This is a genomic window from Anoxybacillus sp. UARK-01, assembly GCF_002075365.1.
GTDB lineage: Bacteria > Bacillota > Bacilli > Bacillales > Anoxybacillaceae > Anoxybacteroides > Anoxybacteroides rupiense.
In genome coordinates, this window is sequence record NZ_NASY01000052.1 from 24,148 (window position 1) to 39,807 (window position 15,660).

Consider the following 15,660-nt stretch of genomic DNA (forward strand, 5'->3'; position numbering starts at 1 on the left):
TGCTCTTTATTAAAGAGGGGGAATGGAGGAAATGCCAGACGTTCATATCTCATCGTGTCCTTTAAATTGCTGGGACACATGTGGATTAGAGGTGACGGTTCATGATGGCAAAGTAATCAAAGTGGATGGAGATGACCGCCACCCAATTACTCGAGGGAAAATTTGTGGACGAGGACGTATGCTGGAGGCGCGGACCAATTCCCAGGAGCGATTGCTTTACCCTTTGAAAAAAGTGAATGGAACATTTATGCGGATTTCTTGGGAACAAGCGTTGGATGAAATTGCAGAAAAAATGCGGGAGATTAAGGAAAAGTATGAGACTACAGCTGTTCTTCATAGCCATGATTACGCGAATAACGGACTACTAAAAAATTTGGATCGCCGGTTTTTTAATTGCTACGGAGGAGTTACGGAATTAATAGGAAGCATTTGTTGGGGAGCTGGGATTGAGGCGCAAAAGTGGGATTTCGGCAATGCTTACAGCCATGCTCCTGAGGATATTTACAATAGCAACAATGTAGTGATATGGGGCAGAAATGTTGCCCGCACGAATATGCACTTATTCGGACATCTTCAATCTGTTAAAAAGCAAGGAACGAAGCTCGTTGTCATTGATCCGATTTTCAATCAAACAGCGCAAATCGCGGATCTGTATGTGTCTGTAGCGCCAGGAATGGATGGCTTTTTAGCGATGGGAATTATGAAGGAGCTGCTGCGCCTTGGCCTTGAAGATCGGCATTTTATTGAAACCTATACAGTCGGATTCGAAGATCTCCAGAATTTATTGAACCAGATCACAATGGAGGAGATTGAACAGTTAACCGGGGTTGCGCACGAGATCATGAAAGAGTTAGCCCTTATATACGGAAAACGTCCAACGATGACGTATTTGGGACTTGGAATGCAGCGTTATGCTAATGGCGGAAATACGATTCGATTGATTGATGCTGTAGGAGCTTTAAGCGGAAATATTGGCATCAGTGGCGGTGGCGTCAATTTTGGCAATTTGCAGGTTGGTCAAAGCTTCAATATAGAAGCCTTGACTTTGCCGGAGCGGAAAACGGCATCTCGTACATTTACAATGATGAAGCAAGCCGAAGGAATTTTGCAAGCCACTGATCCGAATATAAAAATGGTCATTGTGACATGTGGAAATCCATTGACTCAAGTACCCAATACCAATCTAGTGAAACAAGCCTTTCAATCAGTGGAAACGGTGGTTGTTTTTGAACAGTTTATGACGGATACAGCGGAGATCGCCGATTATGTACTGCCGACCACAACGGTATTTGAGGAGGAGGATCTTTATTATTCCTCGATGTATCATGCTTATGTCAATTATGGTCCTGCTCTTGTTCAAGCTCCAGGAGAAGCGAAACCAGATCTTTGGATTTGGACAAGCTTAGCCGAACGGTTAGGATTTGCAGACGATTTTGCCTTTTCAAGAGAAGAATTTTTAAAGATGGGGCTTGATGGGCTTGAAAAATACGGGATCACGTTAGAAAAGCTAAAGCAGGAAAAGCATTTGCTGTTACCTGTTCACCCGGTCCCATGGAATGATTATCGCTTTCAGACACCGAGCGGTAAATATGAATTCACATCTTCCTTCGCAGAACAAAAAGGGATGGATGGAAAATTAAAAATCATGTACCCAGCTGAATCGAAAGCGGGAAATAAACGATTAGCGGAAAAATATCCATATCGTTTGCTGACGATCCATCCGCTGCGTTCCAATCATTCGCAGCATTATCATTTGATTAAAGCCATGCAATCAATCAAAATTGAGATTTCCCAAGATATTGCAGTGGAAAAAGAGCTGTCGGATGGAGATATGGCAAGGCTGTTTAATGAGCGGGGCGAGCTTATCGGCAAGGTGAAAGTTCTCGCGAAAGCTCATCCAAAAACGATCAATGTCGATGAAGGACAATGGGGAAAATTTGGTGGAAGTGTGAATGTACTTACGCCTGATGGCGAATCTGATAACGGTTTGGGAAGCATGTTATATGATTGCTTAGTAAACATTGAAAAAATTAATCGATGAACGCGCTTGTCATTTTATTTTTTACTCTCTATAATGAGGAAAGATGTTGACGGTTAGAGGAGTGGAAGCAATGGGATTAACAGCAGGAATCGTTGGTTTGCCGAATGTGGGAAAATCAACACTATTCAATGCGATTACAAAAGCTGGAGCAGAGTCTGCGAACTATCCATTTTGTACAATTGAGCCGAATGTTGGAGTGGTTGAAGTACCTGATGAACGTTTAAAAAAATTAACGGAGCTTGTCAACCCGAAAAAAACGGTGCCAACCGTGTTTGAATTTACTGATATTGCCGGCATTGTCAAAGGCGCAAGCAAAGGAGAGGGGCTTGGAAATAAATTTTTGTCGCATATCCGTCAAGTCGACGCCATTTGCCAAGTCGTTCGCTGTTTTGCTGATGAAAATATTACCCATGTAGCAGGGGAAGTCAATCCGCTTTCCGATATTGAAACCATTAACCTAGAACTCATTTTGGCTGATCTTGAAACCGTTGATAAGCGGATAGATCGCGTAGGAAAATTGGCGAAGCAAAAAGATAAAGAAGCGGTATTCGAGTATGAGATTCTTATGCGTTTAAAAGAAACATTTGAAGCGGGAAAGGCCGCGCGGACGTTGTCTTTTACGGAAGAAGAAATGAAGGTGGTAAAACAGCTCCACCTATTAACCATCAAACCAATGCTGTATGTAGCGAACGTAGGGGAAGAGGACATTGCCGATCCATCTGCCAATCCGTATGTTCAGCAAGTTCGTGAATTTGCGCAAAGCGATCATGCTGAAGTGATTGTTGTTTGTGCAAAAGTAGAGGAGGAAATTGCCCAACTAGACGAGGAAGAAAAACAAATGTTTTTGCAAGAACTAGGAATCGAACAATCAGGACTCGATCAGTTAATTCGGGCTGCATATAACTTGTTAGGACTAGCCACTTATTTTACAGCCGGGGAACAAGAGGTTCGTGCATGGACGTTCCGTAAAGGAATGAAGGCTCCGCAGTGCGCCGGAATTATTCATTCGGACTTTGAAAGAGGATTTATTCGTGCTGAAACGGTTTCTTACGACGATTTGCTTGCTTGCGGTTCCATGGCAGCAGCGCGTGAAGCAGGGAAAGTTCGTTTAGAAGGAAAAGATTACGAGGTTCAAGATGGCGATATTATGCATTTCCGTTTCAATGTATAGTATTGCATTGATCTTTTAGCCATGATATAATCAGAAAATGTGAGTAATGCATATTGCTCCTTGCTCTTTTCATAGAGCCGTTTAGACCAAAAGGAGGTGACTGGAATGAGAAAATATGAAATTATGTATATTATCCGCCCGAACGTGGATGATGAAGGAAAAAAAGCAGTAGTTGAACGCTTCAACGGCATCCTAGCAGAAAACGGTGCGGAAATCACGAACGTAAAAGAATGGGGTAAACGTCGTTTAGCTTATGAAATCAATGACTTCCGCGACGGTTACTACATGATCGTAAACGTGATGTCTGAGCCAAAAGCGGTGCAAGAATTCGACCGTTTAGCGAAAATCAGCGAAGACATTATTCGTCATATCGTTGTTAAAGAGGAAGAATAATTCCGTGATTTTTAAGGAGTGGTTCTGATGATTAACCGCGTAATTCTTGTAGGGAGACTTACAAGAGACCCAGAATTGCGCTATACTCCAAGTGGAGTAGCTGTTGCCACGTTTACATTAGCTGTTAATCGCCCGTTTACAAACCAGCAAGGCGAACGTGAAGCAGATTTTATAAATTGCGTCGTCTGGCGTCGTCCAGCAGAGAATGTGGCGAACTTCTTAAAAAAGGGAAGCTTGGCTGGCGTGGATGGCCGTTTGCAAACAAGAAGTTACGAAGGGCAAGATGGAAAGCGTGTGTACGTAACCGAAGTGGTTGCTGATAGTGTTCAATTTCTTGAGCCTAAAGGTAGTACGGAACAGCGTGGTGCAGCAACAGGCGGCTATTATGGAGAGCCTTATCCATTTGGACAAAATCAGAACCCGCGTCACACAACCGACCCAGGCTATAGTCGCATCGATGAGGATCCGTTTGCTCATGATGGACAGCCTATTGATATATCCGATGACGACTTACCGTTTTAATCATAGATCGCAAAGACGGCTTTGGATCGTACAAGCACCTGCTTGCGCGTGAAAAGCCGAAACGAGACATTTGAACGTAAACTTCATTTTGGATATCATAATTGAAAAAAGAAAGGAGGAAAATAAAATGGCAGGACGTAAAGGCGGACGCGCAAAACGTCGCAAAGTTTGTTATTTCACAGCAAATGGAATTACACACATCGATTACAAAGATGTGGATACGTTAAAGAAATTTATTTCTGAGCGCGGCAAAATTTTACCACGCCGTGTAACAGGTACAAGCGCGAAATATCAACGCAAATTAACGGTAGCAATTAAACGTGCTCGTCAAATGGCATTATTGCCATACGTAGCGGGTGAATAAAAGAAAAAGCAGTAAGGGGGGACGGCATCCTTACTGCTTTTTTTGATGATAGGAGGGATTCGGTTCGGATGAAAAATACATATGTACTGACAGAAGCGGCGATTCAGCTGGCGATTTTTATTGTACTATTTTTAATCTTTTTGTACGTTCCATTTTTATCGGTGGTTGCGCTTTTCTTTTTATCTCTCCCTTTTATCGTGTTTACAATGAGACATGGCTATGCTCCAGGATTCATGTTGCTAGCTGTGGCCCTTATTGTCTCTTCCCTAATCGGTTCATTATTATCGCTACCCGTTGTGCTGATGTTTGGAACAAGCGGAATTGTGATCGGCATTATGTTTGCAAAAAAGAAAAACCGCTATTTAATTTTAACAGTAGCGACTCTTGTGTTTTTGGTCAATATCGTGCTTGATTATATCATTTCAGTCAAATTTTTTAACTTAGACATTATTGCTCAAACGCTTTCAATGCTAAAAGAATCCTTTCATGCCTCTATGCAAATCATGAAAGGAATGGGACAAGAGCCCCCGAAAGAAATGCAAGATCGCTTCCAACAAATGTTGGAGTTTGTGCAATACATTATACCGTCCGTGTTTGTTTTATCAGCGCTTGCTGCTGCTTATTTAACGATCATGGCTTCGATTCCGATTTTAAAACGCTTAAATATGCCGATAGGAACGTGGCCTCCTTTTCGTCATATTATGCTACCAAAGCCGCTTTTATGGTATTACCTGATTATACTATTAGCGACATTTTTTCCATTAGAAAAAGGATCCTTTGTCTTTATTGCCGTTATTAATCTCTATTATGTATTACAGCTTTTGTTTTTGATTCAAGGTTTTTCTTTCCTCTATTATGTCGCTGAGCAAAAAAAAATGGCAAAAAGCATCGTTGTAGTCGGAACGTTGTTTTGCTTCTTTCTCCCTTTTTTGCTTTATGTTATTGTAATATTAGGTATAATTGATTTAGGATTCGAATTACGGAAACGCATTCGCTAGGCGATGGGATTATTTTTATGGTTTAGGAGCTGACATGAATGTCTCATTTTTATAAAAAGAAGGCATACCGCTATCCCCTTTATGCATTAATGATGATTGCGCTCGGACTAATAGGAGTGATCGCTTATTTCCAATGGATTTTGGGGTTAGCCAGTTTTTTGCTCCTCGCTTTTGTGCTTTATTATGTCGTAAAATCGCAGCGTACGCTCTATACGGAGCTTGAACAGCATATTTCTAATTTATCCCATAGGCTAAAAAAAGTAGGCGAAGAGGCCTTGATGGAAATGCCGATTGGGATCATGCTGATTAATGACGATTATGTAATTGAATGGACAAACGTATTTTTGACATCCTGCTTTGGGGAGCAGACGTTGGTAGGCCGCTCGTTATATGATGTTGCTGACCAATTAATTCCGCTGATTAAACAAGAAGTTGACACAGAAATGATTGATATTCATGATCGGAAATTTCAAGTCATTATTAGGCGGGAAGAAAAGCTGTTATATTTCTTTGATGTAACTGATCAAATTGAAATCGAAAAACAATATGAAGCAGAACGAGTGGTATTAGGCGTTATTTTTCTCGACAATTATGATGAGATTACTCAAGGAATGGACGATCAATCAAAAAGCCAGCTGAACAGCCAAGTCACTTCGATGCTGAATAAATGGGCGCATGATTATGGATTATTCCTTAAACGAACATCCTCTGATCGCTTTGTCGCTGTATTAAATGAACAAATTTTACAGCAGCTTGAAAAAGGCAAGTTTGCGATTTTGGATGAAGTTCGCGAACATACCATGAAGGATAATGTTCAATTAACATTGAGCATTGGCATTGGTACAGGCGTTTCTTCGCTACCGGAGTTAGGGGCGCTTGCCCAATCTGGTTTGGATTTAGCGCTTGGCCGCGGAGGCGATCAGGTGGCAATCAAACAAGCCAATGGGAAAGTAAAATTTTACGGCGGGAAAACAAATCCGATGGAGAAACGCACGAGAGTGCGGGCCCGTGTTATTTCCCACGCATTAAAAGAGCTAGTTGTTGACAGTGATAAAGTCATGATTATGGGACATAAATATCCAGACATGGATGCAGTAGGCGCTGCCATCGGTGTGTTAAAGCTTGTTCAGCTTAATCAAAGAGAAGGGTTTATCGTTTTGGATACGAATCGTATTGATGCAGGTGTTCAACGGCTGATTGAGGAAATTAAAAATTACCCGGAACTTTGGTCAAGATTCATTAAACCGGAACAAGCGCTTGAGCTTGTCAGCGATGATACCTTGTTAATTATTGTGGATACGCATCGTCCTTCACTAGTGATTGAAGAGAAACTAGTGTTTCGGACCGATAATATTGTGGTGATTGACCATCATCGCCGCGGTGAAGAATTTATTAATAATCCGCTGCTTGTGTATATGGAGCCTTATGCTTCATCAACCTCAGAACTCGTAACCGAGCTGCTTGAATATCAACCGCAGCGCATGCGGCTGACGATGCTAGAGGCAACATCGCTGCTAGCAGGAATTGTGGTTGACACGAAAAGCTTTACGCTGCGAACCGGCTCTCGTACGTTTGATGCTGCTTCATACTTGCGTGCTCAAGGAGCCGATACGGTATTAGTGCAAAAGCTGCTCAAGGAAAATATAGCCAACTATGTAAAAAGAGCTAAAATCATTGAAAATGCCTCTATTAACGCAAAAGGAATCGCTATTGCGAAAGGAAGCCCAAATGAAGCATATGACCAAGTTCTAATCGCTCAAGCGGCTGATACGCTTCTGACATTGAATGGGGTAGTGGCTTCCTTTGTGATTTCGAAGCGCACAGATAATCTGATCGGAATTAGCGCCCGTTCGCTCGGAGACATCAATGTTCAGGTCATTATGGAGAGCCTGGGAGGCGGCGGCCATTTAACGAATGCTGCCGTTCAGCTGGCTGATACAACGGTTGAAGAAGCAGAGCATCGTTTGCGTGCAGCCATTGACGAGTATTTAGAAGGAGGAAAAAAATCATGAAAGTTATTTTTCTAAAAGATGTAAAAGGAAAAGGCAAAAAAGGCGAAATTAAAAATGTGGCAGACGGTTATGCTCAAAACTTTCTTTTTAAGCAAGGGCTCGCCGTTGAAGCGACTCCTACTAATTTAAAGGCGCTAGAAGCACAAAAAAATAAAGAAAAACGTCAAGCAGAAGAGGAATTGGCAAAAGCGAAGCAGTTAAAAGAGCAATTGGAGCAACTGACCGTACAGCTATCAGCAAAAGCTGGTGAAGGCGGTCGCCTCTTCGGCTCCATTACAAGTAAACAAATTGCAGAAGCGCTGCAAAGCCAATTTCAATTGAAAGTGGATAAACGCAAAATTGAATTAGAGGATGCGATTCGTGCATTAGGCTATACAAATGTACCTGTTAAACTTCATCCGGAAGTAACGGCAACATTAAAAGTACATGTCAGCGAACAAAAATAACCTGATAAAAAATGTGATTTTATGGGGAATCCCCCATACAAATCACATTTTTCTTATGAGAATCGTTACCCAACAGCATCGAAAAGGTGGTGAAAGAGATGAATGATCTATTTGCAGAGCGCATTCCGCCACAAAATATTGAAGCAGAACAAGCCGTACTTGGTGCGATTTTTCTTGATTCTTCGGCGCTGACTCCCGCTTCTGAGCTTTTAATACCAGAAGATTTCTACCGTGCTGCTCATCAAAAAATTTTCCACGCGATGCTCAAAGTGGCTGATAAAGGAGAGCCTGTCGACTTAGTAACAGTAACTGCAGAGCTGGTAGATTCCAAAGCGTTGGAAGAAGTGGGGGGAGTATCATATTTAAGCGAATTAGCTGATGCGGTTCCCACTGCTGCCAACGTTGAATATTATGCGCGCATTGTGGAAGAAAAATCGATTTTGCGCCGTTTAATTCGTACAGCCACCTCTATTGCGCAAGATGGCTACACACGTGAAGATGAGGTTGATGTACTGCTGAACGAAGCGGAAAAAAAGATTATGGAGGTGGCGCAACGGAAGCATTCTGGTACGTTTCAAAATATAAAGGATGTGCTTGTTCAGGCGTACGACAATATTGAAATGCTTCATAACCGCAAAGGGGAGATTACTGGAATCCCGACCGGCTTCACCGAGCTTGACCGCATGACGGCTGGATTTCAGCGCAGCGACTTAATCATTGTTGCTGCTCGTCCCTCTGTTGGAAAAACCGCTTTTGCGTTAAACATTGCGCAAAATGTGGCGACACAAACGAACGAAAACGTCGCCATTTTTAGCTTAGAGATGAGCGCTCAACAGTTGGTTATGCGGATGCTGTGTGCCGAAGGAAATATCAATGCCCAAAATTTGCGGACAGGAAAGCTGACCTCTGAAGATTGGGGAAAATTAACGATGGCGATGGGAAGCTTATCGAATGCAGGAATTTATATTGATGATACCCCTAGCATTCGCGTCAGTGAAATTCGGGCGAAATGCCGCCGCTTGAAGCAAGAGAGTGGTCTTGGGATGGTATTGATTGATTATTTACAGCTCATTCAAGGAAGCGGAAGGAATAGAGAGAATCGCCAGCAAGAAGTATCTGAAATCTCCCGCGCGCTAAAAGCGCTGGCCCGTGAGCTAGAAGTACCCGTTATTGCTTTATCGCAGCTTTCCCGCAGCGTTGAACAGCGTCAAGATAAACGGCCGATGATGTCCGATATTCGTGAATCGGGAAGTATTGAACAGGACGCAGATATCGTCGCCTTTTTATATCGCGACGATTATTATGATAAAGAATCGGAGAATAAAAACATTATTGAAATTATTATTGCTAAACAACGGAATGGTCCTGTTGGCACGGTGCAGCTCGCCTTTATTAAAGAATATAATAAGTTTGTAAATTTAGAGAGACGTTTTGATGATACACAAATTCCTCCAGGAGCCTAAAAGCTGAACGGTTCTTTGGATAAGTATTTCCATTTTTACACGAATAAAAAAGTGAAATATCTATCCAATGTTCGTGTTTCGTTGACTTTAGTCAATAAAAGTGCTACACTTACTATGTTTACATTGAGTAAAGTGGAGGTGCTCGCCATGTCTTCGGTAGTTGTTGTTGGGACGCAGTGGGGAGATGAGGGAAAAGGAAAAATTACCGACTTTTTATCAGAAAATGCAGAAGTGATCGCAAGGTATCAAGGCGGAAATAATGCGGGACATACGATTGTTTTTCATGGAGAAAAGTATAAGCTGCATCTCATTCCATCAGGAATTTTTTATAAAGATAAAATATGTGTCATCGGAAATGGAATGGTGGTTGATCCGAAAGCTCTTATTGCTGAGCTGCAATATCTACATGATCGGGGCATTTCGACGGACAACTTGCGTATCAGCAACCGTGCTCATGTGATTTTGCCATATCATCTAAAACTTGATGAAGCGGAAGAGGAGCGCAAAGGAGCCAATAAAATCGGCACAACTAAAAAAGGAATCGGTCCGGCGTATATGGATAAAGCAGCCCGAATCGGCATTCGTATTGCTGATTTATTAGATCGTGACGTATTTGCGGAAAAACTTGCCCGCAATTTACAAGAGAAGAACGTTTTATTTGAAAAAGTGTACGGAATTGAAGGATTGAAACTTGAGGATATTTTTGAAGAGTATTATGGATACGGACAACAAATTGCGCAATATGTATGCGATACATCTGTCGTGCTAAATAACGCTTTGGATGAAGGACGACGTGTGCTATTTGAAGGCGCGCAAGGCGTCATGCTGGATATTGATCAAGGAACGTATCCGTTTGTGACTTCTTCTAATCCAGTGGCTGGCGGCGTTACAATTGGGTCAGGAGTAGGACCGACAAAAATTAAACATGTGGTAGGAGTAGCGAAAGCATATACAAGCCGTGTCGGCGATGGCCCGTTCCCAACGGAATTACATAATGAAATTGGCGATCGCATTCGCGAGGTTGGAAGAGAATATGGTACAACAACAGGGCGTCCACGCCGCGTGGGCTGGTTTGATAGCGTAGTAGTCCGCCATGCTCGCCGAGTCAGCGGAATTACGGATTTGTCATTAAATTCCATTGACGTATTAACAGGAATTGAAACGTTAAAAATTTGTGTGGCTTATCGCTATAAAGGAAATATCATAGAGGAATTTCCGGCAAGCTTGAAGGTGCTAGCGGAGTGCGAACCCGTCTATGAAGAGCTTCCAGGCTGGACGGAAGATATTACAGGCGTTAAAAGCTTAGACGAACTGCCAGCGAATGCTCGTCATTATGTAGAGCGCATTTCACAGCTGACAGGCATCCCGCTTTCTATTTTCTCTGTTGGTCCAGATCGTTCGCAAACGAACGTCGTTCGCAGCGTGTATGCCTAACGATTAGAAATAAAGCATAGATACGAGCGGTATCTATGCTTTTCTTTTGCCGAATTGGCAATGGGTAGTAAGTGAATTCCCGTAAATAACATGATACATTATTAATATGGAGCTTTTTTTGCGAATGAATCCATCGGATAAGGAAAGGATGTGAATGATGATGGAAAAACGAATTCTTGTGGTAGATGATGAAAAACCAATTGCTGATATTTTACAGTTTAATTTGCAAAGAGAGGGCTATGAAGTCATTTGTGCATATGATGGTATAGAAGCATTACAAAAAGTGGAAGAAATTGAGCCTGATCTCATTTTGCTTGATATTATGCTTCCGCAAAAGGATGGCATGGAGGTATGCCGAGAGGTGCGGAAAAAATATGATATGCCGATTATTATGTTAACAGCAAAGGATTCTGAGATTGATAAGGTACTTGGATTGGAGCTAGGAGCTGATGACTATGTCACGAAGCCGTTTAGTACAAGAGAGCTGTTGGCACGCGTTAAGGCGAATTTGCGCCGTCATCAGCCAAATGCTAATGTTCAAGATGATGAAGAGAACGATGATATAAGCGAAATTACAATCGGATCGCTTGTCATTCGGCCAGATGCTTATATTGTATTAAAGAGAGGAGAAACGATTGAACTAACACACCGTGAATTTGAATTGCTTCATTATCTAGCGAAGCATATTGGACAAGTCATGACGAGGGAGCATTTACTGCAAACGGTGTGGGGATATGATTATTATGGAGATGTCCGCACTGTGGATGTGACGGTTCGCCGTTTGCGAGAAAAAATTGAAGATAATCCTTCGCATCCGACATGGATCGTGACGAGACGCGGTGTAGGATATTACTTGCGCAACCCAGAACAGGAGTAAAGGAAGCATCATGAAAAAAGTAGGCCCATTTCGTTCGATTCATTTTAAGTTTGTGCTGATTTATGTCTTATTAATTCTCGTTGCGATGCAAATTATCGGTGTGTACTTTGTGAGAGAATTAGAAACACAGCTTGTTCAAAGCTTTAAAACTTCGCTGAATGAGCGAATCACATTGCTTGCTTATAACGTAGATCAAGCAATGAACAAAGATCGAGATGCTAAAAGTCCAACATTGGAAGAAGAAATTCGCTCCCTTCTTCATGATTTTGTCTCGCAGGATATTTCAGAAGTCAGTGTTATTGATGATAAAAGCAAGGTGCTGGCTACTTCCAATCCTTATATGCAAAACATTGTCGGAAAACGGACGACGGAAATTTTTGTCAAGCGGGCGCTTGTGACGGGCGAAATGGTTGACCGAGCATTCATTGACCAGAAAACGGGCCATCGGATGTATATTTCTGCCACTCCGATTAAGATGAATAATGAAATTAAAGGAGCCATCTATGTGATTGCATCTATGGAAAATGTATTTTCACAGATGCGGCAAATCAACAAGATCTTTGCTACCGGGACAGGAATTGCCCTAGCTATTACAGCGGTACTAGGGATTTTGCTAGCTCGTACGATCACCCGGCCCATTTCTGATATGCGCAGACAGGCATTAGCCATGGCAAAAGGCAATTTTTCAAGAAAAGTAAAAGTATATGGATATGATGAAATTGGCCAGCTCGCCATGACATTTAATAATTTAACGAAGAAGCTAGAGGAGGCGCAGGCCACAACAGAAGGAGAACGGCGCAAATTAGCTCTTGTGCTTACGCATATGACAGATGGCGTTATTGCGACGGATCGCCGTGGCAAGATTATTTTGATTAACGATGCGGCGCTCAATATTTTAAATGTTTCACGTGAAACAGTGCTTTCCAGCTCGATTGTTGATGTGCTTGGATTGGAGGATCAGTATACATTTGAAACATTAATTGAAGAAGGAGATTCGCTCATTTTGGACTTTAGTACGGAGGAGGAGCTTTATATTTTGCGCGCCTCCTTGTCTGTGATTCAAAAGGAAACAGGATTTGTCAACGGTTTGATCGTTGTACTGCACGATATTACAGAACAAGAAAAAATCGATCAAGAGCGAAGAGAATTTGTAGCTAACGTTTCACACGAGCTAAGAACGCCACTAACAACGATGAAAAGCTATTTGGAGGCGTTGGGAGAAGGATTATGGAGAGATGAACAGATTGCTCCACGTTTTATTGAAGTAACACAGACAGAAACGGAACGAATGATTCGATTAGTCAATGATCTGTTGCGGCTTTCGAAATTAGATAGTAAAGACTATAAGCTAAATAAATCTTGGGTTAATTTCTCGAGATATTTTCATAAGGTGATTGATCGTTTTGAATTGACGAAAAACGAAAATATAACGTTTATTCGCAAAATCCCTGACGAAGCGATCTTTGTTGAAATTGATGAAGATAAAATTACGCAAGTACTTGATAATATTATTTCAAATGCATTAAAGTATTCTCCTCAAGGCGGTAATATTACATTTCGTGTAAAAGAGCTGAATAATGAAATTTTAGTCAGCGTAACAGATGAGGGAGTTGGTATTCCTAAATCTGATCTCGCTAAAGTATTTGACCGTTTTTATCGCGTGGATAAGGCGCGCTCTCGCAAGCTAGGTGGAACAGGGCTTGGATTAGCGATTGCCAAAGAGGTCGTTGTTGCCCATGGCGGGAACATTTGGGCAAAAAGCCAAGAGCATAAAGGAACGACCATTTTCTTTACATTACCGTTGGAACGGATTCAAGAGGATGAATGGGATGAGGTATGAAACAGCGAAAACGATTGTGTTGACGGTTTTGGTGTTAACAAGCATTTTGTTTACATGGGGGCTATGGACCTATCACCCAAAATATGATGTGATCCAAAATGGTGAATACGTCCAAAACGTATCTGTCAGTAATGCGCAAGTAGATCCATCGATGATTGTACGTCCTTCGCAAATATTGATTCATAAAAATGCAGCTCATTACGGATTGATAGAAGAAACGGAAATAAATAAATTGTTTAAAAACATGAAAAAGTGGACGTTTGATGATTTTGAGAATGTTTCCTCAACGGTATCCAAAGAAAGCTTTTTGTCTTTTATTCATGGAAGAGGGAAAATAGAAATTATTTACCCTGACGAAATTCCAATGAATATTTATCAAACCATTTTTCAAATTGACGATCGAGGGCTAGATAGTATTGGCTTTGATACGATCATCATTCCTGTAGAAAAACATTCAAGTCTTACGGTTTATTTTGTCTCTACAGAACGCCGTAAAATATACAAGGCTACGGCCAAGGATGTTCCATTTGAAGAAATCAATCAGTTATATGAACATACGGAGAAGCTACCGCGTTATTTTGCTTACAACGTAAGTGAAACAAAAACGTTGTTTCTACCAGAAAAAGAAATGACAATGGATCGTTTGCAATATTATACAGATGAGCTTGATACAGATAAATTTAAAGAGGCCTTATTTAGTGATCCGAGCTTCGTAAAAAAGGACATCTTGACATTTGGAGAGGAGTATACAGATGGATCGCGGCTGATGGATGTTGACTTTTTGCAAAAGCTGCTTTTATATGTAAACCCAGCGGCTAAATATACAATTGGGCCATCCAGTGAAGAAAGCGCATCCTTGATTCAAAAAAGTATTGATTTTGTCAATGAGCATGGCGGTTGGACCGACATGTACCACTTTGTCCAATGGGATCGTGAAGAACGAAAAATTGTCTTTCGTCTTTTTGTGAACAATCATCCCGTTTTCAATAACTATGGAATGTCAGAGATTGTTCAAATTTGGGGAGCAGCTGAAATCAACAAATACCAACGCCCGCTATTTCGCCTCGAAATTCCAGATCGCACAAGCGTACCAGTTCAACTACAGTCCGGACGGCAAGTGATTCAACAGCTGGAAAAAATAAAAGGATTTAAAAAGGAATTGCTGACGGAGGTCACGTTAGGATATGAGCTTGTGAAAGATCAAGAAAGAGAAAAGGTGGTTGTATTAGAGCCGGATTGGTTTTATTTATATAATGGAACATGGAAAAAGTTCTCTGATGATGACTCAGAAGAGATGAGGGGAGGCAATGCTGTTGGATTGGAATAAAACAAAGACGATTTTTATTATTACTTTCCTCATCCTTGATCTTTTTTTAGGATATCAGTTTATCCAAAAACGCAACAGCAGCCAATTAGATGTTCTTTTAGAAGAGACCATTGAAGAACAGTTAGCAGCGAACGGCATCACGTATGTAGATATACCAAAAGAAATTAAAAAGGCCTCCTATGTTAGCGGGAAAAGCAAAATCTTTACTCGAGATGAAATTGCCAAATTAAAGAATCAAAAAATCACAGCAAGCGACCAATCCGTGCTACAAGCAACCTTTATCCATCCGGTAGCTATTGGCGATTTTGAAGATGCTTACAGTTTAAATCAATTTTTGCAGCAAAACATTATTCATGGGAAGGATTACGCGTTTTGGGAATATGATAATAAATCGAAAACGATTACTTGTTATCAAAAATATAACCGCAGAATGATTTATAAAAATTCAAGCGGCAAGCTGCTGCTGCACTTAAATGAGAAAAATGAAGTCGTCTCATATGAACAAACGCTATTGGACGATCTAGAGGAATATGATAAAAAGCAAGAAATTATTCCGGCGATTAAAGCGATCGAAACATTGTATAAAAAAGATTATTTAAAGCCGAAGGACCGAGTGACGAAAATTGAGATCGGATATTATGGTCTTGTGCAATTTACGGCTTCACAAGTGTTAACACCAACATGGCACATTGTAGTGAATGAAAAGAAAGATTATTTTATTCATGGCTTTGAAGGACAGATCATTAACGATAAAGGAAATGTGTTGGAGTGA

Annotated in this window: 14 protein-coding genes; all 14 read left to right on the top strand. The window is 41.3% G+C overall.

All coding sequences use genetic code 11. The features are described 5' to 3' along the window. Nucleotides 1-31: 31 nt before the first annotated feature. The 14 genes from B6A27_RS16440 to B6A27_RS16505 all read left to right on the top strand — a co-directional run bounded on the left by B6A27_RS16440 (nucleotide 32) and on the right by B6A27_RS16505 (nucleotide 15,660). Nucleotides 32-2,041 (top strand): molybdopterin-dependent oxidoreductase, encoded by a 2,010-nt coding sequence (locus tag B6A27_RS16440; protein ID WP_080862677.1) that lies wholly within the window; start codon nucleotides 32-34, stop codon nucleotides 2,039-2,041. 70 nt (nucleotides 2,042-2,111) lie between these two features. Continuing rightward, nucleotides 2,112-3,212 (top strand): redox-regulated ATPase YchF, encoded by a 1,101-nt coding sequence (gene ychF / locus B6A27_RS16445; protein WP_044745158.1) that lies wholly within the window; start codon nucleotides 2,112-2,114, stop codon nucleotides 3,210-3,212. 105 nt (nucleotides 3,213-3,317) lie between these two features. Then, the gene (rpsF, locus tag B6A27_RS16450) at nucleotides 3,318-3,605 is read left to right on the top strand and encodes a 30S ribosomal protein S6 (RefSeq protein WP_080862678.1); all 288 of its coding nucleotides are present in this window, start codon (nucleotides 3,318-3,320) and stop codon (nucleotides 3,603-3,605) included. A gap of 27 nt (nucleotides 3,606-3,632) precedes the next feature. After that, entirely contained in the window at nucleotides 3,633-4,127 is a 495-nt protein-coding gene (ssb, locus tag B6A27_RS16455) for a single-stranded DNA-binding protein (RefSeq protein WP_044745160.1), read from the top strand. A gap of 127 nt (nucleotides 4,128-4,254) precedes the next feature. Further along, complete coding sequence (gene rpsR, locus B6A27_RS16460; protein WP_027408127.1) at nucleotides 4,255-4,491, top strand: 30S ribosomal protein S18; 237 nt, start codon at nucleotides 4,255-4,257, stop codon at nucleotides 4,489-4,491. Nucleotides 4,492-4,559: 68 nt separating this feature from the next. Continuing rightward, on the top strand, nucleotides 4,560-5,489 hold the full coding sequence (locus B6A27_RS16465; protein WP_044745161.1) for a YybS family protein: 930 nt from the start codon (nucleotides 4,560-4,562) through the stop codon (nucleotides 5,487-5,489). 38 nt (nucleotides 5,490-5,527) lie between these two features. Next, a complete protein-coding gene (locus B6A27_RS16470) occupies nucleotides 5,528-7,501 on the top strand; it encodes a DHH family phosphoesterase (RefSeq protein WP_080862679.1) in 1,974 nt (657 codons plus the stop codon). Next, nucleotides 7,498-7,947 carry a 50S ribosomal protein L9 gene (gene rplI, locus B6A27_RS16475; RefSeq protein WP_044745163.1) on the top strand — a complete coding sequence of 150 codons (450 nt, stop codon included), beginning with the start codon at nucleotides 7,498-7,500 and terminating at the stop codon, nucleotides 7,945-7,947. The genes B6A27_RS16470 and rplI overlap by 4 nt, the downstream gene beginning before the upstream one ends. A gap of 98 nt (nucleotides 7,948-8,045) precedes the next feature. Beyond that, nucleotides 8,046-9,410: a replicative DNA helicase gene (dnaB, locus tag B6A27_RS16480; RefSeq protein WP_044745164.1), complete on the top strand. Its 1,365-nt coding sequence runs from the start codon at nucleotides 8,046-8,048 to the stop codon at nucleotides 9,408-9,410. Between the two features lie 147 nt (nucleotides 9,411-9,557). Next, nucleotides 9,558-10,844: an adenylosuccinate synthase gene (locus B6A27_RS16485; RefSeq protein ID WP_044745165.1), complete on the top strand. Its 1,287-nt coding sequence runs from the start codon at nucleotides 9,558-9,560 to the stop codon at nucleotides 10,842-10,844. A gap of 160 nt (nucleotides 10,845-11,004) precedes the next feature. Beyond that, nucleotides 11,005-11,721 (top strand): response regulator YycF, encoded by a 717-nt coding sequence (gene yycF, locus B6A27_RS16490; protein WP_044745202.1) that lies wholly within the window; start codon nucleotides 11,005-11,007, stop codon nucleotides 11,719-11,721. A 10-nt stretch (nucleotides 11,722-11,731) separates the two neighbouring features. Then, a complete protein-coding gene (gene walK, locus B6A27_RS16495; protein ID WP_066150792.1) occupies nucleotides 11,732-13,561 on the top strand; it encodes a cell wall metabolism sensor histidine kinase WalK in 1,830 nt (609 codons plus the stop codon). Then, nucleotides 13,542-14,888, top strand: coding sequence for a YycH family regulatory protein (locus B6A27_RS16500; RefSeq protein ID WP_080862680.1), 1,347 nt, complete (start codon nucleotides 13,542-13,544; stop codon nucleotides 14,886-14,888). Before walK ends, B6A27_RS16500 begins: the two co-directional genes overlap by 20 nt. Next, a complete protein-coding gene (locus B6A27_RS16505; protein ID WP_080862681.1) occupies nucleotides 14,875-15,660 on the top strand; it encodes a two-component system regulatory protein YycI in 786 nt (261 codons plus the stop codon). Before B6A27_RS16500 ends, B6A27_RS16505 begins: the two co-directional genes overlap by 14 nt.

What these genes read in the sequence shown, in the direction of transcription:
- walK (WP_066150792.1), top strand. Translation starts at nt 11,732, where the DNA reads ATGAAAAAAGTAGGCCCATTTCGTTCGATTCATTTTAAGTTTGTGCTG.
- B6A27_RS16465 (WP_044745161.1), top strand. Translation starts at nt 4,560, where the DNA reads ATGAAAAATACATATGTACTGACAGAAGCGGCGATTCAGCTGGCGATT.
- rpsF (WP_080862678.1), top strand. Translation starts at nt 3,318, where the DNA reads ATGAGAAAATATGAAATTATGTATATTATCCGCCCGAACGTGGATGAT.
- dnaB (WP_044745164.1), top strand. Translation starts at nt 8,046, where the DNA reads ATGAATGATCTATTTGCAGAGCGCATTCCGCCACAAAATATTGAAGCA.
- rplI (WP_044745163.1), top strand. Translation starts at nt 7,498, where the DNA reads ATGAAAGTTATTTTTCTAAAAGATGTAAAAGGAAAAGGCAAAAAAGGC.
- ychF (WP_044745158.1), top strand. Translation starts at nt 2,112, where the DNA reads ATGGGATTAACAGCAGGAATCGTTGGTTTGCCGAATGTGGGAAAATCA.
- yycF (WP_044745202.1), top strand. Translation starts at nt 11,005, where the DNA reads ATGGAAAAACGAATTCTTGTGGTAGATGATGAAAAACCAATTGCTGAT.
- B6A27_RS16470 (WP_080862679.1), top strand. Translation starts at nt 5,528, where the DNA reads ATGTCTCATTTTTATAAAAAGAAGGCATACCGCTATCCCCTTTATGCA.
- B6A27_RS16485 (WP_044745165.1), top strand. Translation starts at nt 9,558, where the DNA reads ATGTCTTCGGTAGTTGTTGTTGGGACGCAGTGGGGAGATGAGGGAAAA.
- B6A27_RS16440 (WP_080862677.1), top strand. Translation starts at nt 32, where the DNA reads ATGCCAGACGTTCATATCTCATCGTGTCCTTTAAATTGCTGGGACACA.
- rpsR (WP_027408127.1), top strand. Translation starts at nt 4,255, where the DNA reads ATGGCAGGACGTAAAGGCGGACGCGCAAAACGTCGCAAAGTTTGTTAT.
- ssb (WP_044745160.1), top strand. Translation starts at nt 3,633, where the DNA reads ATGATTAACCGCGTAATTCTTGTAGGGAGACTTACAAGAGACCCAGAA.
- B6A27_RS16500 (WP_080862680.1), top strand. Translation starts at nt 13,542, where the DNA reads ATGAATGGGATGAGGTATGAAACAGCGAAAACGATTGTGTTGACGGTT.